Below are 20,285 nucleotides of genomic sequence, written 5' to 3'. Positions count from 1 at the left end.
GTTCCCTGGGGAGCCTTGAACCAGCCGTCGTCGGCTCCCTGGAGAATCGCGCTCGGGTTTAATCGAGCATAATGACACAGGCCCGACGTGCTGCCCAGTGTTCGCCTTGATCGTCGGGAGTCGATTGCCTACCATCGCCGGACTTTGGTGTTTCCGGCCCCACTTGAAGGGGCCGGAACGTCCTCATTGATCGGGACGAGGGAATCCGGTGCGAATCCGGAACTGTCGCGCAGCGGTGAGGGGGAACGAGACGGGCATTGTGGCACTGTCGGCGAGACCGATGGGAAGCCGCCCTTCGAGGCCAATGCGAACTCGTTCGCATCCGCCCCCAAGTCCGAAGACCTGCCAGAGTGGCTGAACGCCAATCCACGCGACCCTGGACATCCGGCCTTGCCCGGCCACCGTTCGCGGGCGTTCCCGTTCGACATCGAATCACGGGAGACCCCCAGATGAACCGCTTGTTCTGTTTATTATTCGGCCTCTTACTGCCACTGACCGGCCTGGCCGAGATCACACTGACCGATGATACCGGTCAGGACATCACACTGGATGAACCGGCACAGCGTGTCATCACTCTGGTGCCTCATGCCACCGAGTTGATGTTCGAGATCGGTGCCGGCGATCGCATCATCGCCACCGTCGACTATTCCGACTATCCCAAGGCCGCCCGGGATATCCAGCGCATCGGCGACTACAACGCCCTCAATCAGGAGGCGATCATCGATCTGAAACCGGATCTGCTGATCGCCTTCACCAGCGGGCCCGCGATGAAGGACGTCGAGCAACTGAAACGCATGGGGCTGACGGTCTTTCACAGCGACCCGCAGACCTTCACCACCATCGCCGACGCCCTGCGGGATTTCGGACGCCTGACCGGGCTGGACGAATCGGCGAACGACGCGGCCACTACCTTCGAGACCGCCATCGGCGAACTGGGCAGCCGTTACGGCGACCGGGAGACCTTGTCGGTGTTCTACGAAGTCTGGCACGACCCCATTTATACGCTGAACGGCGAGAGCTTCATCAGCGATATCATCGACCTGTGCGGCGGCCGCAATGTCTTCGCCGACCTGCCGGTGATCTCGCCGCAAATCAGTCTCGAAGCGGTGTTCGAGCAGGACCCCCAGGTCATCGTGACCGGCCCCGTCGGCAACGAGGCCGAATCCCCCTGGACCGAATGGCCGCAGCTCCAGGCTGTGAACAACAACGCCCTGGTCACGGTCGACCCGGACACCATGCACCGGCCAACGCCCAGCCTGCTGATCGGCGCTGGACAGCTGTGTCGGGATCTGGATCGACTGCGCTCCGAAGTGTACTGAGCAACGGTTCAAAGGCCAGTAAAGACAATACCAATGGTCGTAATTTAGCCGATTATAGATACCATTTGTTAAAATGGTATTGCATTGGTATTTATACTGAGCTTTACTCACAGCATCCTTCAGCCATGCTGGGTGCTGTCATGAAACAACCAATAATAAAATTCCTGTGTTTTCTGTCCCTGCTGCCGGCTGCACTGGCCGACCCGATCACCGTCCTGGTGCCGCCCGATGTCTGGGCGGACTATCAACAACTGGTCGACGGCCGGGACCCGCTGGAGATTACGGACTTTTCCGGCCCCGGCAGTCGCCGGGATGTGGTCGAAGTCATCCTGATGCAACAAGCGCTGGACCGCGCCAATTCGGATTTCGAACTGCGCTTCGAAACCGAAGCCGACTATGCCAAGACGCTGGAAGCCCTGGTCGAAGGCACCGCCATCGCCTCGGCCACCAGCGCCTGGATGAACGATCTGACCGAGCGCTGGGAAGACCTCTACATCACCACCGCCGTGATTGAACGCGGTCAGTTCGAAGCCGGGTTCTACACCCCCCAGGCCAACCGCGATGCCCTGACCGCCCGATCCGACGGCGAACTGCGCCGGCTCAGAGGGGTCTCCAGTCGCAACTGGGTCATCGACTGGCAGACGCTGAACGCGTTCGGCGCCCGGGTGACCCACGCCGACACCTGGGGCGAAATGGTGGATGCCGTCTTTACCGGTGAACAGGACTACCTGCTGGCGCCGTTTCAACGCACCGAGGATATGGTCCTGACTCTGGAAGAGGGCACCCTGGTGCCGATCCCGGGGGTCAAGATCGGCCTGACCGGCTCACGCCATTTCGCGATTTCCCGCTCCCACCCGGATGGCAGCTACTTCAATGCCTCGCTGCATTTGGGCTTGATGCGGTTAAAGAAAGAGGGCGTGGTGACCCGGGCCTATGAGGACGCAGGGTTCATCAACCGACAGGTGAAGGATTGGCGCCCAGTCGAGGTGGAATCGACCATCACCAGCGTCTGGGAATAATCAGGTAGGGCAGAAGTGGTACGTCTGGTCCGGCATCCCGGCTTCGGGCCCGAAGGGCGTTATCTGCCGTTAGGAATCGAGCCACAACACGATCCATCCGCGTCGCAAACCACTCAACGGCGGATAACGCCTTCGGTTCTTCCGCCCTACGACACACCAACAACTTGAGTGTGCCCCGCAAACAACGGACACTGGCCGGCCGGATCCCCAACCCAGGACACCACGGCCCGTGACCGCTGCCACTTCGATCCCCCGCATCCCCTTCCTCGACATGCTGCGCGGCCTCGCGGTCCTCGGCATTCTGGTGATGAATATCCAGGCGTTCGCCCAGGTCGAACTGGCCTATCTGAGCCCCGGCATCCGGGATTCGCTGTCCGCCGCGGAGACTTTGGTCCATGCCATCGGTTATCTGTTCGTCGAACAGAAATTCATCGCGCTGTTTTCAATGCTGTTCGGCATCAGCAACTGGATCGTCGCGAGTAACGCCCTGGCCGCCGGGCGGAGCGTCCGGTCGATTCATCTGCGGCGCAACCTGGGTCTGCTGGTCATTGGCCTGGTGCACGCCTACCTGATCTGGGACGGCGACATCCTGGTGGCCTACGCGGTCACGGCGCTGGTGCTGACGCCGGCCCTGAATTGGACGATAAGACGGCAACTGAAGACCGCCTTCGTTTTCCTATCCATTCCGCTGCTGTTGAGCCTGCTGGACGTCTGGCTCTATACCCCGGAGGCTCGCGCCGAGCTGTATCAGACGTCCATCGGCGGGATCGACGCGGACATCGCCGCCCATCGCGGAACCTGGCTGGAAGCGCTGAACTGGCGTATCGAGTCCAGCCTGGACATGCACCTGCTGGGGCTGCCGTTCTATCTGGTCTGGTTCGTCGGTGGTCTGATGCTGGTGGGGATCGCGCTGTTCCGGCTGGGCATCGCCCGGGCCGTATACCGGCCGTCGTTTTACGGGTTGTGGTCGCTGGGGTGGCTGGTGCCGGGCCTGGTGTTGACCCAGGCCGCCTACCTCTATCAGTCCGCGAACGGTTTCAGTCTGGGGACGGTCGCCTTGGGTCGGGACGTACTGGCCTACCTCGGCGCCCTGATGATGGCCCAGGCCTATCTCGGCTTCGCTGTACTGTTCTATCGCAGCGGTCTCTGGCCGCGCCTGGTTCACGCGCTGGAACGGGTCGGACGCATGGCGCTGACGAACTATGTGTTGCAAAGCGTCATCGCCACCGGCCTGTTTTACGGCCACGGACTCGGCTGGTATGAACGTCTTACGCTGGTGGAGCTGGTCCCGGTCACGCTCGGCATCTGGGCGGTGAATATCGCGCTGTCGATGGTATGGCTGAACGTGTTTCAGCAGGGTCCGATGGAATGGCTGTGGCGCCACCTGACACGGTGGTCCGGGGCGCCGGGACAACGCTGATCAGTCGGCGTACTGGATCAGCAGGGACAGGACTTCGGCAATCTGCTTGGGCCGGTGCGGCGGGCGCAACAGGGCGACGTATTCGCCGTCGGGGTTGAGAATGGCCATGTTGTCGCTGTGGGCAACGGTATAGGCTTCGTTCACATCACCGCTGCCTTCACTGTAGAACACCGTATTGAGCTGCTGCGCCAGCGGCTGAAGCTCATCGATGTCACCGGTCAGGCCGATGAAACTGTCGTCGAAAAACGGCACGTAGTCGGCGAGTTTTTCAGGGGTGTCCCGTGCCGGGTCAACGGTGATCATCCACATCTGGGTCTGGTCGGCCAACCCTTCGGCCGCCAGAAATTCATTGGCCTTGGCCATATCCATCATGTTGGTCGGGCAGATGTCCGGGCAATGGGTGTAGCCGAAGTTGATCAGCTGCCAACGGCCGTCGAAATTCGCGGTATTGAAGGCTTCGCCGTGATGGTTGACCAGGTCCACGGCCGGGACGCTGCGCGGCGGGTCGAAATAGAGGGCGCTACGCGTTTCCAGTTCGGCTTTCAGATCCGGGGTCGCCAGCAGCGTGCGTATCATCACGCCGACAAAGAGGGCCAGCACGATGCCGATCAACGCCACAACGGTGATCAGGATGCGGCGCTGTTGTTGGCGGGTCGGGTCGGTCGCGGTATGGCCGGTCAAGGCGCTCTCCTCAGAACACTTTCCTCAAAACCCTGTTCTTAGAACAGGGCTCTTACGCTGTGGTCGAGCAACAGCGCCACGAATAGTAACAGCAAATAGGTGATGGAAAAGCGGAACGAGCCCCAGGCGGCGTTGGCTTTACGATCCATCAACAACCACCAGTTCCATTGCAGGTAACGCAGCCCCAACGCCAGGGCGCAAACGGCATAGACCGGGCCCATGTTCAGCGTCGCGAACGGCAGCAACGAAATCGCCAGCAACAACCAGCTGTACAGCCAGACGTGCATCTTGGTGTAGGCGATGCCGTGGGTGACCGGCATCATCGGAATCTCGGCGTTCTGATAATCCTTGATGCGATGGATGGCCAGTGCCCAGAAATGCGGCGGCGTCCAGGCGAAGATGATCAGCACCAGCAACAGCGGCAGGGCACCGATCTCACCGGTGACGCTGGTCCAGCCCAGCAAGGGCGGCATGGCGCCAGCCAGGCCGCCGATGACGATGTTCTGCGGCGTGGCCCGTTTCAGAAAGCCGGTGTAGATCACGGCATAGCCGACCATGGAGGCCAGCGTCAGCCAGGCGGTCAGGGTATTGACCCACAGGTAGAGCACGATGAAACCGAGCACGGTCAGCGAACCGGCGAAGACCACGCCCTGCTGCATGCTGACCCGGCCGGTGGCCACCGGCCGACGATGGGTGCGGGCCATGCGCTGGTCGATCTTACGGTCCAGCAAATGGTTGAAAGCCGCACCCGAAGCCGCCAGTGCGGCGATGCCGAGCGTGCCCAGAACCACGCCGGCCAGCGGGAAGCTTTCGCTCGGGGCCAAAGCCATGCCGACCCAGGCGGTGATCAGCATCAGCATCACCACCTTGGGTTTGGTCATCTCATAGAAATCGTGCCAGAGCCCCTGATGGCGGGCCGTCGCGGTTTTAGACATGGTTCGCCTCCCGATAGAGCTCATAATTGACCGTCGCCACCGTTGCGAGCAACAGTGCGCCGCCCAGGTTGTGCAGGACGGCCACGGTCAGCGGCAGACCGAAAACAACGTTACTGATGCCCAGTGTGACTTGCGCCGACAGGATCAGCAAGAGCGTGACCCCCAGGCCCGAGAACCGCTCGCGGATCAACCGGACCGCCAGCCAGAGGCACACCACCGTCGTGATCAATGCGCCGATCCGGTGGGCCATATGTATGGCCGTGCGCGAGGGGATGTCGAGATGACCGCCCAGATAATTGGGGCCGATCGGATGGGCCAGATCGAAACCGGCGCCGAAATTCATCTCCGGCCATAGCTGGGTCTGGCACATCGGGAAATCCGGACACGCCAGAGCAGCATAGTTCGAGGTGGTCCATCCGCCCAGAAATACCTGGCCGATGACCACAACCAGAGCCAGGGCCGCCAGCCCTCGCGGCAGGGCGCGCTGGTGCAGTGAAAACAACGAGGTCGACCGGTAGCCGCCGAGCCTCAGCGTCAGCAGCCAGAGCAGGGTGAAGGTGGTGAAGCCGCCCATCAAATGAGCCGTCACCACCTGCGGCCAAAGTTTCAGCGTGACCGTCCAGGCGCCGAATGCGCCCTGCAAAATCACCAGGAACAGCAGGAACATCGGCAGTTTGAACGGCTGATCGGGCCGCTTGCGATGGCGAAACGCCGCCGCGGCGATGCCGATGATCAGCAGTCCGAGAGCCGAGGCCAGGTAGCGGTGCACCATTTCCGGCCAGGTCTTGGCGTGGTCGACCGGAATTTCCGGAAAGGCGGCGTTGGCGGCGGAGATTTCCTCCTGGGTTTGCGGTGCCCAGACGTGGCCGTAACAGGTGGGCCAGTCCGGACACCCGAGACCGGCGTCCACCAGTCGGGTAAAGGCGCCGAGTCCGACCACGCCGATGGCGAAGAGGGTGGCGAATACCGACAGTCGAAATCCGGGTTTGGTTCCCTGTAGAGATAACATGGTGGCGCCCTTAACCGATGGTGGACAACTTGAGGAGCTGCTTCATGTCCTCAAGCTGTTCCTTGTAGTCGTTCGACGGCGTGAAATACAACGGAATATTGCCGAGCGGATCGACGACGAAAATGAAGTTCTCCCGGCCGAATTCCACCGGGATTCGATCCCGAAAATCGGCCGAATAGCCAGCGGCGGGGCGGTTGACGACGCTCATGCCCGGATAGTCGCCACTCAATTCATCGAGACCGGTGGTCTCGGTCAGTAACACCCGTTTAACGCGCGGCTCGTATTTGCCGAGCGCGACCTGAATCTGCCGCTGTCGAGCCACTTCCTCAAGACAGGCGGCATCGCAATCGATAGCGGTCTGGATCCAGAGCCACTGTCGTTCAGGATTGACGACCTCGAGTTCAAGACCCAGATCGTCGAGCGACAGAACCGGATCGAGTAGCTCGCCGTGGTTCACCCGCTCGTCCGGTACCAGCCAGCCCGAGTAATAAAGCGCCGTCGAAGCCACCATGACGATCAAGGGCGTCAACAGGATGATCAGCAACTGGACGCGGCTGTAGTTTGTTTTGGACCCGCTGGCGTGGCCTTCGGTCATGCGGTTATCTCCAGACATCAATCATTCGTTTTCGCCGGTGGTCGATGTCGACCCCCGGTCGCTTCGACGCCATCCGGCGTAGCCATACATCATCAACAGGACGACCGTCATTGCAAACCATTGAACGGCGTAACCCTGGTGCCGTTCGGGGGACATCACCGTCGGTGTCCAGATCACCGGGCCGACGCCGGCCTGGCCGGCTTCGAGTTGCAGCAGGCCCTTGGGTTCAGGCATTTGCATGCGCTCGGCCATGGCCTGCGGTTGAATGCGCTGCACCACCTGGGGCCACTGATCGGCCAGCGGCGTTTCGCCGAGGACGATGCTGTCGCTCAAAGGCCGCGATTGACCGATCCAGCGGCGCTCACCGTCGGGCAGTTCGACCTCGGGCAGGCGCTGCCGGTCGCCGGTACCGGACACCCAGCCGAGCGATACCAGATACCATCCATGGTCGGTCGCAAGCGGCGCCCAGACCTCGTAACCGACGCGGCCTTCATGGGTCCGATTGTCCAACAGCCAGACTCGTTCGGTCGATAACCGTCCGGTGACGGCATAGCGCTGATAGGGCTGCGGTTCGGTCCGGCGGTTCAGCGATTTCACGCTGGCCTGACCGGCTTCGATCCGCGCCACCAGCTGGGTTTTTTGGTCAGCTCTGTTAAGCTGCCAGACTCCCAAAGTCACGAACAGTGGCAAAAACACACCGACAAATGCGGTCAGGCGCCAGCCCGGTCGAAACATCAGAGGGGACACCGTTCGATGTTACTGAAAGCCATCTTGATAATCCTGATCATCGCCATGCTGCTGTCGTTGAGCGGCGGTCTCGTTGCCTTGTTCAAGGATGAACCGGAATCCAAACGGTTGGTGAAATTGCTGACGATCCGGGTCTCGCTGGCGGTACTGATCATCGTCGTACTGATAGTCGGCTTTGTAACCGGTGAACTGACGCAGAACGCGCCCTGGAGCGGGCGCTACTGACAGCGGGAGCGAATCAGCCGGAACACCTTATCCGGCCGATTCGAGCCTTTCTGTAACCCCGCCGGCCGGAGCCTATCGGCCGCGAAGCATCCCCGTGTTCAGATCCAGTAGACAAAGACGAACAGGCAGAGCCAGACGACGTCCACAAAGTGCCAATACCAGGCCGATGCCTCGAACCCGAAATGATCGTCCGGTTTGAAGTGACCGCGCAGGGAACGCAGGAACTGAACGATCAGCATGAAGGTCCCGATGGTGACGTGCGCCCCGTGGAACCCGGTCAGCATGAAGAACGTCGAACCATAAATGCCACTTTCCAGGGTCAGGCCCAGGTGACTGTAGGCTTCGATGTATTCCTCGGCCTGGAAGAACAGGAACGCCAGACCCAGGACGATGGTAATGCCCAGCCAGATGTTCAGTTGCTTGCGGTTCTCGGCACGCAGGGCGTGGTGGGCAATGGTCAGGGTGACACTGGAAACGACAAGTATGATGGTGTTCAGCAGCGGCAGACCAAAGGCATGAATGATGGCCTCCGGCGCTCTGAACAGTTCGTTGTCCGGGTTGTTCATCAGCGGCCAGCTGAATTCGAAGCCCGGGTAGAGGTAGTTGGTGACGCCCTTGGCGCCTTCGCCGCCAATCCAGGGACCGACCAGGTTACGCACATAGAAGAGGGCACCGAAAAACGCGGCGAAGAACATCACTTCGGAAAAGATGAACCAACCCATGCCCCAGACGTAGGACTGCTTCAGCTGCTGACTGTTCAGGCCGGCGTGGTTTTCGCGAATGACCTGGCTGAACCAGTTGTACAGAACAACGGCCAACACACCGAAACCGGCGATAAAGAACCATTGGGCGTTCGAGGATTCCCGGCCGGCCGACATATCGTTAAACATGCTACCGAGGCCGAAGACGGTGAGGAACATGGCAAAGGCCATCCACACCGGTAGTCGGCTTTGCGCCGGTACGTAATAGTGTTCATGGTTTGCACTGCTGGACATAGCACTCTCCATTTATTCTTTTTGTTACCCGCGCGGCGCGCGGGCTCACAATGGCAAATTCGGCTCTGCCTGCCGCCGGCCCGTTCAGGGCTTGGCGGAGGCCACCTCCTGTTGTTCGGTTATATCGTAGAGCGTGTAACTCAAACTGATCGTGCGCACCCAGTCCGGCAGATCGGGGTCGATCTGGAACACCAGGCCCATTTCCACATCTTCGCCGGCGGCCAGCGGTTGCTGGTTGAAACAGAAACACTCGGTCTTGTGGAAGTAGGGCGTGGACTCGAACGGGGACAGGCTCGGAATGGCCTGGGCCGTCATGTCCCGCCGGGTTTTGTTGCGGGCGTAGAAATTCACCTGCACCAACTCACCCGGTTTCGCCGTCACCTGCTTGACCATGGGACGAAACTCCCAGGGCATGTCGGCGTTGTTCGTGGCCAGGAACTGGACCTTGATCGGCCTATCCTCGGCGACGACGAAATTCTGAACCTCGCTCGCCCCAGTGGTTCGGCCGGTCACGCCGGTCCATTCACAGATCAGGTTGTACATGGGCACCAGACCGACGAAGACGAAGGCCAGCATGCCCACGACCGCGAGCAGGGATTTGACCACCACCGAGTGGTGGCCACCGCTCTTGCGTTCGGTATCGGTCCGGTGCTCGCTCATCGATCAGGGCTCTTTACGGTCGAGTTGGGGCGCCTTGTCGATATCCGGCGGCGTCTCGAACGTGTGGTAGGGCGCCGGCGACGGCACCGACCACTCCAGGCCCTCGGCACCGTCCCAGGGTTTGGCCTTGGCCGGTTTGCCGGCGACGATGGTGTGCACCACGATGTAGAGGAACAACAGCTGACTGGCGCCGAACAGGAAGCCGCCAATGCTTGAGATCATGTTGAAGTCGGCGAACTGCAGGGCGTAGTCCGGAATCCGGCGCGGCATGCCCGCCAGACCCAGGAAGTGCTGCGGGAAGAAGAGGACGTTGACGCCGACGAAGCTGAGCCAGAAGTGCACCTTGCCCAGGGTCTCGTTGTACATCTTGCCGCTCCATTTCGGCAGCCAGTAGTAAACCGCCGCCATAATGGAGAACACCGCCCCCGGCACCAGCACATAATGGAAATGCGCCACCACGAAGTAGGTGTCGTGATACTGGAAGTCGGCCGGTGCCACGGCCAGCATCAGGCCGGAGAAACCGCCGATGGTGAACAGCACCACGAAACAGACGGCGAACAGCATCGGCGTCTCGAACGTCATCGAGCCCCGGAACATGGTGGTGACCCAGTTGAACACCTTCACCCCGGTCGGCACCGCGATCAGCATGGTCGCCCACATGAAAAAGGCTTCACCCAGGAAGGGGATGCCGACGGTGAACATGTGGTGCGCCCAGACGATAAAGCTCAGAAACGCGATCGATGCGGTGGCGTACACCATGGAGCTGTAGCCGAACAACTGTTTGCGGGCGAAGGCCGGGATGATGGCCGAGACAATGCCGAAGGCCGGCAGAATCATGATGTACACCTCGGGGTGCCCGAAGAACCAGAAGACGTGCTGGAACAGCACCGGCGAACCGCCACCGGCGGCGTTGAAGAAGGCCGTACCGAAGTGGATGTCCATCAGCATCATGGTGACCACACCGGCCAGAACCGGCATGACCGCGATCAGCAGGTAGGCGGTGATCAGCCAGGTCCAGACGAACAGCGGCATACGCATCAGGGTCATGCCCGGGGCGCGCATGTTCAGGATGGTGGCGACGATGTTGATCGCCCCCATGATCGAACTGGCGCCCATGATGTGCACCGCGAAGATGAAGAAGGTCACACTCGGCGGCGCATAGGTGGTCGACAAGGGCGCGTAGAAGGTCCAGCCGAAGTTGGGCGCGCCGCCTTCCATGAACAGGGTACTGGCCAGCATCGCGAAGGCGAACGGCAGGATCCAGAAGCTCAGGTTGTTCATTCGCGGCAGCGCCATGTCCGGCGCGCCGATCATCATCGGTATCATCCAGTTGGCGAGACCGACGAAGGCCGGCATCACCGCGCCGAACACCATGATCAGACCGTGCATGGTGGTCATCTGGTTGAAGAACTCGGGCTGCACCAGCTGTAGACCCGGCTGGAACAGCTCGGCGCGGATCACCATCGCGAAGGTGCCGCCGAGCAGGAACATGGCAAAACTGAACCACAGGTACATCGTGCCGATGTCCTTGTGGTTCGTGGTATAGAGCCAGCGGGTTATCCCCTTGGCCGGCCCGTGATGCGCGTGATCATGGTCGTGAGTCGCAGTCGTCATGTCACTTCTCCTTATTGGCCGGCGTTGTAGTTGAGGATATCGACCGGCGTGACCATGTCGCCGACGTTGTTACCCCAGGCGTTGCGTTCGTAGGTGATGATGGCGGCGATATCGACCTCGCTCAGCTGGGCGCCGAACGCCTGCATGGCCGTACCGTTCACACCGTTCACAACGATGTCGATGTGGTCTTCGACCGGGCCGGTGGCAATGGCACTGCCCGCCAGAGCCGGGAAGCCGGCGCCTTCGCCATTCTGACCGTGACAGGCCGCGCAGGTGGTTTGATAGGCCTGGCGACCCCGTTCCATGAGTTCATCCATGGTCCAGTCTTTCTCGGTCAACTCGGCCAGCTTGCGCGCTTCTTCCTGTTTGCCGGCCAGCCAGGTGTCGAATTCCTCCTGGGGCACGGCTTCGACCACGACCGGCATGAAGCCGTGGTCCTTGCCGCACAGCTCGGTGCACTGGCCACGGTAGGTGCCGGTCTCATTGATGATGGTCCAGGCTTCGTTGGCGATGCCGGGAATGGCATCTTTCTTGACGCCCAGTTGCGGCACCCACCAGGAATGGATGACATCGGCCGCGGTGAGCACGAAACGGACCTTTTGATCAACCGGCAGCACCAGGGGCTCGTCCACCTCGAGCAGGTAATTCTCGTTCTTGTCGAGGCGGTTGTTGATCTCGTCGCGGGAGGTCGCGAGATTGGAGAAGAAACTGACCTCGGCGTTCGGATCGTCGTTCAGATACCGGTACCGCCACTTCCATTGGTACCCGGTGATCTCGACGGTCAGTTCCGAGTCGTCGGTGTTGTACATATCCGCCAGGGTATAGGTGGCCTTCACGCCGATGGCGAAAATCACCACCGCCGGGATCAATGTCCAGGCCAGTTCCACCTTGGTGCTTTCGTGGAAATTGGCCGAAACGGCGCCCTTGGATTTACGATGCTTGAACATCGCATAGAACATCACCCCGAATACGATGATGCCGATGATCACGCACACCCAGAATGTGAGCATGTGCAACCCGTACACTTCCTGGCTGATGTCCGTCACGCCCTTGGGCATGTTCAATGTCCAGTCGGCCTGAGCCCAGGACCCGAGCAGCATCGCCATAAGGGCAAAAAGCCCTCGAAGCAGCCTTGTCTGCATCCTTCACCTCTGCATTGTTATTGTATAGGGAGTACCGGATGGGGAATGGTTGTTCGATTCCCTGGCCGTCTCTGGTACTGCACGGCACGACGGTGCCCATGGCCAGGTCGGTGAGACCCCGCCACTCTCTTGTCGTACGCCGATCCAGAAACCCCGGTTAACCCGATTCAGAAACGGTCGAAGTTAGTATAAACACGGATATTTTTAAAACCCAAGCGTCTGTTACCGGGCGACTCAGTTATAAACCCCGGTCATTCGTCAATTTTATTTGTAAAAACAAGACGTTAGCGCAATTATGGCGCCATTCTTTTTTTGCTCGCAAGGGTCCCTCGAACAGGAACTGTGTCAATGAGAAACATTCCGCGCCAGGCCTGGGTACGCACCTGGGGGCTGATGTGGCCGGTCATGCTGGCCAATCTGTCGCTGCCGTTGCTTGGCCTGGTCGACACGGCCGTACTCGGGCACCTGGATGACAGTGTCTACCTGGCCGGTGTGGCGCTGGGGTCCAGTCTGATGGCTTTCGTGTTCTGGGGCTTCAATTTCCTGTCGATGGGGCTGTCCGGCTTCACATCCCAGGCCTGGGGGGCGCGGGACGCCGGCCGTGTGCGTACTCAGTTGGCCCAGTACAGCCTGGTGGCTCTCGGTCTGATCTCTCTGGTGGTGCTCAGCCATGGCTGGCTGATCGATCACGGGCTGGCGTTCATGGGCGCCTCGGCCGAGGTTACCGCGCAGGCGGACCTGTACCTGAGCATCCGCATCTGGGGCGTGCCGGCCCAGGTCTTCAACACCATGTTGCTCGGTTTTTTCACCGGTCTGCAGAATACGCGCATCAGCCTCTACACCGTCTCGCTGGCGCAGATGGTGAATCTGGTCCTGAACGTGGTGCTGGTCTATGGCGTCGGCATGACCACCGACGGCATCGCGCTGGGTACCGTGATCAGCGAGTACCTGGCCCTGGCTCTGGTGCTGATCACGCTGCGCAAGACACTGAAAGGGCTGGCACCGGGGCTGGATCGGGATCTGTTGACGCGCCTGAGCGCCTATCGGGCCATCTTCTCGGTGAGTTTCAGCCTGTTCCTGCGCACCTTTCTACTCCTGCTGGGATTTGCCTGGTTCAATCGTTTGGGCGCCCAATTGGGTGATCTGGTGTTGGCCGGCAACGCCATTCTGCTGACCTTCCTGACGCTGATCTCCAACACCCTGGACGGCAGTGCGGCGGCGGCCGAAGCCCAGGTGGGGATGGCGACCGGGCGTGGCAGTCCGCGTTTGCTGTCGCAGGTCCTGTGGACAACGGGGTGGTCCGCCGCCGGACTGATGGCGCTGATGACATTGACGTTCGGTGCCCTCGGCGGGGTCATCATCGATTTGCTGACCAGCCAACCGGATCTGCAACAGCAGGCCGACCGCTACCGATTCTGGATCACTCTGCTGCCGGTCATCGGCGGGCTGGCATTCTGGCTGGACGGCGTCTTCATCGGCGCGCGACGCACCTCGGACATGCGCAACGGCGTCATCGCGGGCTTCGTGGTCTTTATTGTGGCCAGCCAGTGGCTACCCCCGGGCAACCACTGGCTGTGGTTCGGATTTTCGCTGCTGTTCCTGACCCGATCGATGTGGATGCTGGCGATCTTTTGGTTCCGGGTTCGCCCTGGAACGACCAGGGCGGACACAAATGCACTGTCGACGGTTTCACAAACCAAACGCTGATCGTTGATTTTCCTGAATTTTTTCGGGGCTCGAACGGGCAATAAGCCCTGTCTAAGCTACACTCCGATCATATGGTCAGGATATGAGTATGGCTTTGGATCATTTTCGGAACCTGGAAACAGGGAACTTCGATGCTCGCGCTACGGCATCGGAACCTGAGTGTTATCGTGGTAAGGGGCCGCTGCCCATGTCATCGAGTCACATCAATACCGTATTGAACAACGCACTGGACGCTCCGGACAGTCAGACCAGCCTGAAGCGGTTTCTGGACAAGTTTTACCAAAAACACCCGAACGTCTTTATCGTGGAACATGGCGAGCCGGAGGAACGGCTCTCGGCCATGCTGCATCAGTATGTATTGCTGTTGCCGGTTCTATTGGCCGAAGCGGACGGTATTTGCGATTCCCTGGAGCGCACGTCGGCCATGGCCCAACTGACCGCCATCCTGGATCAGTTTTTCGCCGCCATCGACCCGCAGCGCCTGGACTACGGCATGGTGGGCGTGCTCGACAAGGTGTATTTCGGACAACGGCTGCTGGAGGAAATGCACGATCGGTTGCGCCTGCACAGCGGCCGGCCGTTGCTGAGCTGGGACATGGCACTGGCCAACCTGATGGTGCATACCCTGATCGGGGATGGTTACGCCAACCGGCTGGATCTGGCGGGGATGGAAATCATCGACGGTTTGCCGGGTCTGGCCGGGCCGGTGGACAATGTCGACACCCTGGTGACCGATCCCGAACGGCCCTGGCCCTGCCTGGCCCAGCGCCACGGTTTGAAGATGGTATTTGTGTAACGGGCTGAGGCTTTGTTTTGTAGGGCAGAAGAGGCTACGCCGATATCTGCCGACCTTAAGATAACCAGCCACTGGATTAACCATTAGCACCGCATCCTACCCACGGCAGATGTCGGCGTAGCCTCTTCTGCCCTACCCGTTTCACCCCAGGTCGTTACACAACAGGGGGTCGAGCTGAGCGCAACGCTCTTCGAGCTCGGCCGGCGTGGCCGCCGTTACCGTGATGTGCCCGATCTTCCGCCCCGGTCGCGGGTCTTTCCTATAATCGTGCCAATGGGTGCCGGGGATGGCTAACACGGCCTCGCGCGACGGCAGGGCACCGACCAGGTTGTACATCACCGACGGCGTGATCCGACCGGTATGACCCAGCGGCAGGTCGGCGACGGCGCGGATGTGGTTTTCGAACTGACTGCAGGTGCTGCCCTCGATGGTCCAGTGACCGGAATTGTGCACACGCGGGGCAATTTCGTTGGCCAGCAAGCGATCACCGACCACGAAAAATTCGAAAGCCAGCACGCCGACATAATCCAGCGCCGCCATCACCTGACCGACCGCGGTTTCGGCCGTGGCCTGCAACGGATGATCGGCCACCGGCTCGCTGCGGTGCAAAATGGCGTTGCGGTGTTCGTTGCGCGTCAGCGGATAGAACGCCAAATCCCCATTGGCCGAACGCACGCCGATGCAGGAGACTTCGTAGTCGAAATCGATAAAGCCTTCCAGAATCATCGGTACCGAGCCCAGCTCTTCGAACGCACCGGCTGCGTCGTCGGTCGTACGGAGGATTTTCTGGCCCTTGCCGTCGTAGCCCATCGTCCGGGTTTTCAGTACGGCCGGTAGCCCGATGCGTTCGACGGCACGATCCAGATCGTCCTGGCTGCCGATGTCGGCGACCGGCGCCGTGGCGATGTCCAGCCGTTGAAACAGGTTCTTTTCCAGCCAACGGTCACGCGCCGTCTCCAGCGCCAGAGCCGACGGATAAACCGGCACCTGGTCAGCGATAAACGCCACCGTCTCCGGCGGCACGTTCTCGAACTCGAAAGTGATGCGATCGGAATGCTTGATCAGCTCGCGGATCTCGTAATGGTCGTCGTAGGCGCCTTCCACCAGCAAACCGACATCGCCGGCACAGGCGCCCTTGTTCGGGTCCAGAAACGCCATGTGAATACCCAGCGGCGTCGCCGCCATCGCCATCATGCGACCCAACTGGCCGCCACCGATCACTCCGATGCGCATCGTTATTCTCCGGGAATGGGGTTGGCCAGAACGCGGTCGGTCTGCTGCTGGCGAAAGTCGAGCAGCGCCGCGCGGACGTTATCATCGTGATTGGACAGGATGCTCGCCGCCAGCAAGGCCGCGTTGATCGCACCGGCCTTACCGATGGCCAGGGTCGCCGTCGGTACGCCGGCCGGCATCTGCACGATACTGAGCAGTGAATCGACACCGCTGAGCATGCTGCTCTGAACGGGCACGCCCAGTACCGGTAAATGCGTCTTCGCCGCACACATCCCGGGCAGGTGGGCCGCACCGCCGGCCCCGGCGATGATCACCTCCAGACCCCGACCGGCCGCCGCTTCGGCGTACTCGAACAGCAAATCCGGTGTCCGGTGGGCCGACACCACGCGGCTTTCGAACGGGATACCCAGAGACTTCAGGGTATCGGCGGTGTGGCTCATAGTGGCCCAGTCGGACTGGGAACCCATAATAATACCGACCTTGATGGCCGCGGACTGAGCGTCGGACACTGCGATTATTCCTCTCGAGCGTTGGGATCGATGATTTTTACAGGGATGGCGTCGGTGTCATCGGGTTCCGGTTGTTTCGGAGTCACCCGGGTGTCCACTTCCTTCGGCGTGTTGATCCCCTGGCTGATGCGATCGATGTAACCGCAATCGACGCATTCGCGCACCAGGGTGTTTCCGTCGTCTTCGGTACCGGCTTTGAGCGTATCCATCTCACCGCATCGCGGGCAGACGGCACCGGCAATAAATCGAATCGACATAGGGCCTCTCTATAAAACGGGCATTATAACGACCGGACCGTGGATCGTCATACTGGACCAGGCGGTCAGGACTCGTCAGCCAGTCGCGATCTGAGCCAGGCTTCGAGCTCCTGAACCCCTTCTTTCTTCAGGGAACTGAACATCTGCACCGACAGCCAGTTGGCCTGGGACTCCAGCTGGTTCCGCACGGTCAGGAAGGCGTTTTTCGCCGGTCCCTTCTTCAATTTGTCGCTTTTGGTCAACAGCACCCGCAGCGGCATCTCGGTCTCGATGCTCCAGCGCACCATCATCTCGTCGAACTCTGTCATCGGATGACGAATGTCCATCAGCAGGATCAAACCGGTCAGACTGCGGCGCTCGGCCAAATACTCGCCGATGTAGTTCTCCCAGTCCTGCTTCATTTCCCGGTTCACCTTGGCGTACCCGTAGCCGGGCAGATCCACCAACCGGCTCTGGCCGTCGGAGAGGGTAAAGAAGTTGATCAACTGGGTCCGACCTGGCGTCTTCGACGTCCGCGCCAGCTTGGAGTTACGGGTCAGCGTATTCAGCGCACTGCTCTTCCCGGCGTTGGATCGCCCGGCGAACGCCACTTCAAACCCCTCATCCTCGGGGCACTGTGACAACATCTGGGCACTGGTCAGAAACCGGGCTGAATCAAAACGTATGGCAGACATAGGAATGTGCTTAGGCTTCCAAAACCGCCATTGTACCTTATTGTGCCTCGGTTACGCCTTTCACGGTTGTATTGGGTGCCATTAACCCGCGGCCGGGGCCAGGGCGCGCTCTTCCAGGGACCGCCGTAAACCCGTCCACAGCGGCCCCCGGAAGAGCATCCCCTGGTGTCGGGCGCGGGTTCCGACCTCCCAGGCAAACCCAGCCGAAGCCAACCCAGCCACTGAACCAACGATTGGTGGAAAAATATCCATCCAAATCAAGGGGTTTCTTCTCATGACAGGTCCCTGTCTATATAATGCCCCGATATTTTGCCAACGACGTCGCTGCAAACCGGTTATGACAGAGGGGACCGGCGGCGAAATGTCACATTCATTTTGACTTGCGGGACGCGACATGAAGAAACTGATCGTAGGCCTTGTAATGCTTGCCGGGTTCACCGGTCTGGCCTCAGCCGAAGGTAACGCCGAACGCGGCGAACAGCTCACAGCCACCTGCGCTGGCTGCCACGGTGCGGATGGCAACAGCGCGGCCGCCAGCTTTCCCAAACTGGCCGGCCAGGGCGAACCCTACCTGCTGAAACAGCTGGAAGACATCAAGAGCGGCGCCCGCGTCGTCACCCAGATGACCGGCCTGCTCGACGGTTACGATCAGCAACAGCTGGAAGACATCGCCGCCTACTACGCCGAACAAACCATGACCACCGGCGAAGCCGACCCCAGCCTGGTCGAACTCGGCGAACAACTGTATCGCGGTGGTAACCCCGAGACCGGCGTCCCGGCCTGCTCCGGCTGCCACAACCCGGCCGGCCAGGGTATCGAAGCCGCCGCCTTCCCGCGCCTGGCCGGTCAGCATGCCGACTACGTCGCCAGCCAGTTGAACAAGTTCGCCCGCGGCTACCGCGCCGAAGAGCCGTCCGACGACGCCCGGATGAACGACGGTGACTCCGGCATGATGCAGACCACCGCTTTCCGCCTGAAGGACTTCGAGATCGAAGCGCTGGCCAGCTACATCAACGGTCTGCACCAGTAAAGTACAGCCGTTCAGCTCCGGTTCAAACGGGGTAAAGAGAATGAAAAGCGAAGGCTCCGTGCGGGCCTTCGCTTTTTTTGTGTCGGGGGTTCAGGCAAAGTTTAGCCTGCTTCCTTTATTACATCCTGAATGGAGACGGTCATCGATGATCAAACGACTGCTTGGCGCCGCGCTTGTCGTCTGCGCGACACTGGGATTCGCCCAGGCTGAAGAATACAAGGCTGGTCAGCATTTTGAGGTACTGCCGGAAAAGATTCCGACCAACTACCGGGGCTCCGAAGCCGGTGAGATCATGGAGATCTTCAGCTACAGCTGCATCCACTGCTTTAACCTCGAACCCTTCGTACAATCGTGGAAACAGTCCAAGCCGGAAGACATCCGGTTCACGCCGGTACCGGTATTGTTCAACCCCCGCCAAACTGCGGAAGTGAAGGCTTACTACGCGGCTGAGCTTCTGGAAATACTGGACGAAAGCCACCAAGCGACTTACAACGAGATTCACATCAATCGCAATCGACTGTCCAGCGACGAGGATTTCGCCGAGTTCTACACCCGCTTTGGTGTATCCGAAGACGAGTACCTGAACATGGCCAACTCCTTCGCGGTCAACGTCAAGGTCAACCAGGCCCAGAAGGTCACACAAATGAGCCAAGTCCAGGGCACACCCAGCCTGGTGGTCAACGGCAAGTACCTGGTGACCGGGCGCACCGCCGGCGGAAACGAGAAAATGTTCGACGTCGCCGTCTGGCTGATTCGCCGGGACGCGTCCGAGTAAACCTTCATAGCCGGGCCGTTTGAGCTACACTTGGGGATGTTCGCTATCCGGCGGGCATCCCGGCATCGCTCCCCGCAATGCCGGGTCCATGGGGTTCAGATGAGGGTTATTCCATGAAAAGCGCTGTTGCGCCCAGTCAGTTTCCGGTCCAACTCAGCGCTCCCGATGATTTTTTCCAAAAGCGCAGCCCCAATCACCTGAGTCTGCTCAGTTACAACATCCAGGTCGGCATCCATACCCGCCGCTACCAGGATTACCTGTTCAAATCCTGGCAACACGTCTGGCCCTGCCGGTCCCGTCTCGACAATCTCAATAAAATCAGTGACCTGGTCCGCCACTTCGATGTCGTCGCTCTGCAGGAAGTCGACGGTGGCAGTTTTCGCAGCGGCTTCGTCAACCAGGTCGAATACCTGGCCGAGCATTCCGGACAGCCCTACTGGTTTCAGCAACTCAACCGCAATCTCGGTCGCTTCGCCCAGCACAGCAACGGTGTGATCAGCCGTTTCGAGCCGCACACCATCGACATGCACACCCTGCCCGGCCCGCGCGGGCGCGGCGCCATCGCCTGCCAGCTCGGTGACGAGGATCCGTTGCTGGTCGTCATGATGCACCTGGCGCTCGGCAAGCGGACCCAGGACCAGCAATTACGGTTTATTCGCAACCTGATCCAGCAATACCACCACGTTATCCTGATGGGCGATATGAACACCCACAGTCTGCGTTTGCTCTACGACTCGCCGTTGAAGGATTGCGGACTCAAATCCGCGCACGCGCGGGCCACCTTCCCCAGCTGGCAACCACAACGCTGCCTGGACCATATCCTGGTCAGTCAGCATCTCCAGATCGTCAAAATGGGGGTTCTCGATTTTCCGCTGTCGGATCATCTGCCGGTGGCGCTGGAGATCGAGCTGCCCGGAGACACTCCACTGCACTGATCGTCCGG

22 protein-coding genes and 1 riboswitch are annotated in these 20,285 nt (G+C 60.4%); of the genes, 9 read left to right on the top strand and 13 right to left on the bottom strand.

Annotated features, from left to right (window positions below; translation table 11 throughout):
• The first annotated feature begins 128 nt into the window (after positions 1-128).
• A riboswitch (cobalamin riboswitch) is annotated at positions 129-364 on the top strand.
• 85 nt (positions 365-449) lie between these two features.
• The 3 genes from IE111_RS07015 (at position 450) to IE111_RS07005 (ending at position 3,758) form a co-directional block, all read left to right on the top strand.
• Positions 450-1,319 carry a cobalamin-binding protein gene (locus tag IE111_RS07015; RefSeq protein WP_189607827.1) on the top strand — a complete coding sequence of 290 codons (870 nt, stop codon included), beginning with the start codon at positions 450-452 and terminating at the stop codon, positions 1,317-1,319.
• Positions 1,320-1,459: 140 nt separating this feature from the next.
• Positions 1,460-2,338 (top strand): hypothetical protein, encoded by an 879-nt coding sequence (locus IE111_RS07010; RefSeq protein WP_189607826.1) that lies wholly within the window; start codon positions 1,460-1,462, stop codon positions 2,336-2,338.
• Positions 2,339-2,567: 229 nt separating this feature from the next.
• Positions 2,568-3,758 (top strand): DUF418 domain-containing protein, encoded by a 1,191-nt coding sequence (locus IE111_RS07005; protein ID WP_189607824.1) that lies wholly within the window; start codon positions 2,568-2,570, stop codon positions 3,756-3,758.
• On the opposite strand, the gene IE111_RS07000 is transcribed toward IE111_RS07005, so the two are convergent.
• Genes IE111_RS07000 through IE111_RS06980 form a run of 5 tightly spaced genes read right to left on the bottom strand, consistent with a single transcriptional unit; the run spans position 3,759 to position 7,713 of the window.
• Complete coding sequence (locus IE111_RS07000) at positions 3,759-4,439, bottom strand: SCO family protein (protein WP_189607823.1); 681 nt, start codon at positions 4,437-4,439, stop codon at positions 3,759-3,761.
• Positions 4,440-4,477: 38 nt separating this feature from the next.
• Positions 4,478-5,374: a heme o synthase gene (gene cyoE, locus IE111_RS06995; RefSeq protein ID WP_189607822.1), complete on the bottom strand. Its 897-nt coding sequence runs from the start codon at positions 5,372-5,374 to the stop codon at positions 4,478-4,480.
• Positions 5,367-6,383, bottom strand: a complete 1,017-nt coding sequence (locus tag IE111_RS06990) for a COX15/CtaA family protein (RefSeq protein ID WP_189607820.1) — start codon at positions 6,381-6,383, stop codon at positions 5,367-5,369. Before IE111_RS06990 ends, cyoE begins: the two co-directional genes overlap by 8 nt.
• A 10-nt stretch (positions 6,384-6,393) precedes the next feature.
• On the bottom strand, positions 6,394-6,996 hold the full coding sequence (locus tag IE111_RS06985; RefSeq protein WP_189607818.1) for a redox-active disulfide-containing membrane protein: 603 nt from the start codon (positions 6,994-6,996) through the stop codon (positions 6,394-6,396).
• A gap of 3 nt (positions 6,997-6,999) precedes the next feature.
• Entirely contained in the window at positions 7,000-7,713 is a 714-nt protein-coding gene (locus IE111_RS06980) for an SURF1 family protein (RefSeq protein ID WP_189607817.1), read from the bottom strand.
• A gap of 18 nt (positions 7,714-7,731) precedes the next feature.
• Between IE111_RS06980 and IE111_RS06975 the strand changes: the two genes are divergently transcribed.
• Positions 7,732-7,950 carry a DUF2909 domain-containing protein gene (locus tag IE111_RS06975; RefSeq protein ID WP_189607816.1) on the top strand — a complete coding sequence of 73 codons (219 nt, stop codon included), beginning with the start codon at positions 7,732-7,734 and terminating at the stop codon, positions 7,948-7,950.
• A gap of 98 nt (positions 7,951-8,048) precedes the next feature.
• Here the strand turns inward: IE111_RS06975 and IE111_RS06970 are convergent, their stop codons facing one another.
• The 4 genes from IE111_RS06970 to coxB form a co-directional block, all read right to left on the bottom strand.
• Positions 8,049-8,945, bottom strand: coding sequence for a cytochrome c oxidase subunit 3 (locus tag IE111_RS06970; RefSeq protein ID WP_189607814.1), 897 nt, complete (start codon positions 8,943-8,945; stop codon positions 8,049-8,051).
• Positions 8,946-9,029: 84 nt separating this feature from the next.
• A complete protein-coding gene (locus tag IE111_RS06965; protein WP_189607812.1) occupies positions 9,030-9,605 on the bottom strand; it encodes a cytochrome c oxidase assembly protein in 576 nt (191 codons plus the stop codon).
• Between the two features lie 3 nt (positions 9,606-9,608).
• Positions 9,609-11,219: a cytochrome c oxidase subunit I gene (ctaD, locus tag IE111_RS06960; protein ID WP_189607811.1), complete on the bottom strand. Its 1,611-nt coding sequence runs from the start codon at positions 11,217-11,219 to the stop codon at positions 9,609-9,611.
• Positions 11,220-11,230: 11 nt separating this feature from the next.
• Entirely contained in the window at positions 11,231-12,325 is a 1,095-nt protein-coding gene (gene coxB / locus IE111_RS06955; protein WP_229805271.1) for a cytochrome c oxidase subunit II, read from the bottom strand.
• 384 nt (positions 12,326-12,709) lie between these two features.
• On the opposite strand from coxB, the gene IE111_RS06950 reads away from it, so the two are divergent.
• Positions 12,710-14,068, top strand: coding sequence for an MATE family efflux transporter (locus tag IE111_RS06950; protein ID WP_189607807.1), 1,359 nt, complete (start codon positions 12,710-12,712; stop codon positions 14,066-14,068).
• A 187-nt stretch (positions 14,069-14,255) separates the two neighbouring features.
• A complete protein-coding gene (locus IE111_RS06945) occupies positions 14,256-14,864 on the top strand; it encodes a hypothetical protein (protein ID WP_189607805.1) in 609 nt (202 codons plus the stop codon).
• A 141-nt stretch (positions 14,865-15,005) separates the two neighbouring features.
• Here IE111_RS06945 and IE111_RS06940 read toward each other — a convergent pair whose 3' ends face one another.
• From IE111_RS06940 to yihA, 4 genes are all read right to left on the bottom strand, one after another.
• Positions 15,006-16,097, bottom strand: a complete 1,092-nt coding sequence (locus IE111_RS06940; protein WP_189607803.1) for a 5-(carboxyamino)imidazole ribonucleotide synthase — start codon at positions 16,095-16,097, stop codon at positions 15,006-15,008.
• Between the two features lie 2 nt (positions 16,098-16,099).
• Complete coding sequence (gene purE, locus IE111_RS06935; protein WP_268245019.1) at positions 16,100-16,606, bottom strand: 5-(carboxyamino)imidazole ribonucleotide mutase; 507 nt, start codon at positions 16,604-16,606, stop codon at positions 16,100-16,102.
• 5 nt (positions 16,607-16,611) lie between these two features.
• Complete coding sequence (locus IE111_RS06930) at positions 16,612-16,863, bottom strand: YheV family putative zinc ribbon protein (RefSeq protein ID WP_189607801.1); 252 nt, start codon at positions 16,861-16,863, stop codon at positions 16,612-16,614.
• A gap of 65 nt (positions 16,864-16,928) precedes the next feature.
• Positions 16,929-17,537 (bottom strand): ribosome biogenesis GTP-binding protein YihA/YsxC, encoded by a 609-nt coding sequence (gene yihA, locus IE111_RS06925; protein ID WP_189607800.1) that lies wholly within the window; start codon positions 17,535-17,537, stop codon positions 16,929-16,931.
• A gap of 394 nt (positions 17,538-17,931) precedes the next feature.
• On the opposite strand from yihA, the gene IE111_RS06920 reads away from it, so the two are divergent.
• The 3 genes from IE111_RS06920 (at position 17,932) to IE111_RS06910 (ending at position 20,277) form a co-directional block, all read left to right on the top strand.
• Complete coding sequence (locus IE111_RS06920) at positions 17,932-18,567, top strand: c-type cytochrome (RefSeq protein WP_189607799.1); 636 nt, start codon at positions 17,932-17,934, stop codon at positions 18,565-18,567.
• Between the two features lie 145 nt (positions 18,568-18,712).
• Positions 18,713-19,342 carry a thiol:disulfide interchange protein DsbA/DsbL gene (locus IE111_RS06915; RefSeq protein ID WP_189607797.1) on the top strand — a complete coding sequence of 210 codons (630 nt, stop codon included), beginning with the start codon at positions 18,713-18,715 and terminating at the stop codon, positions 19,340-19,342.
• 113 nt (positions 19,343-19,455) lie between these two features.
• Positions 19,456-20,277, top strand: a complete 822-nt coding sequence (locus tag IE111_RS06910; protein ID WP_189607794.1) for an endonuclease/exonuclease/phosphatase family protein — start codon at positions 19,456-19,458, stop codon at positions 20,275-20,277.
• Positions 20,278-20,285: the final 8 nt, after the last annotated feature.

Origin of the sequence: Saccharospirillum salsuginis, assembly GCF_014651855.1 — a bacterium.
Classification (GTDB): Bacteria; Pseudomonadota; Gammaproteobacteria; order Pseudomonadales; family Natronospirillaceae; genus Saccharospirillum; species Saccharospirillum salsuginis.
Note: the sequence above shows the minus strand (reverse complement) of the source record. Positions and strands in the feature narration are given on the sequence as shown.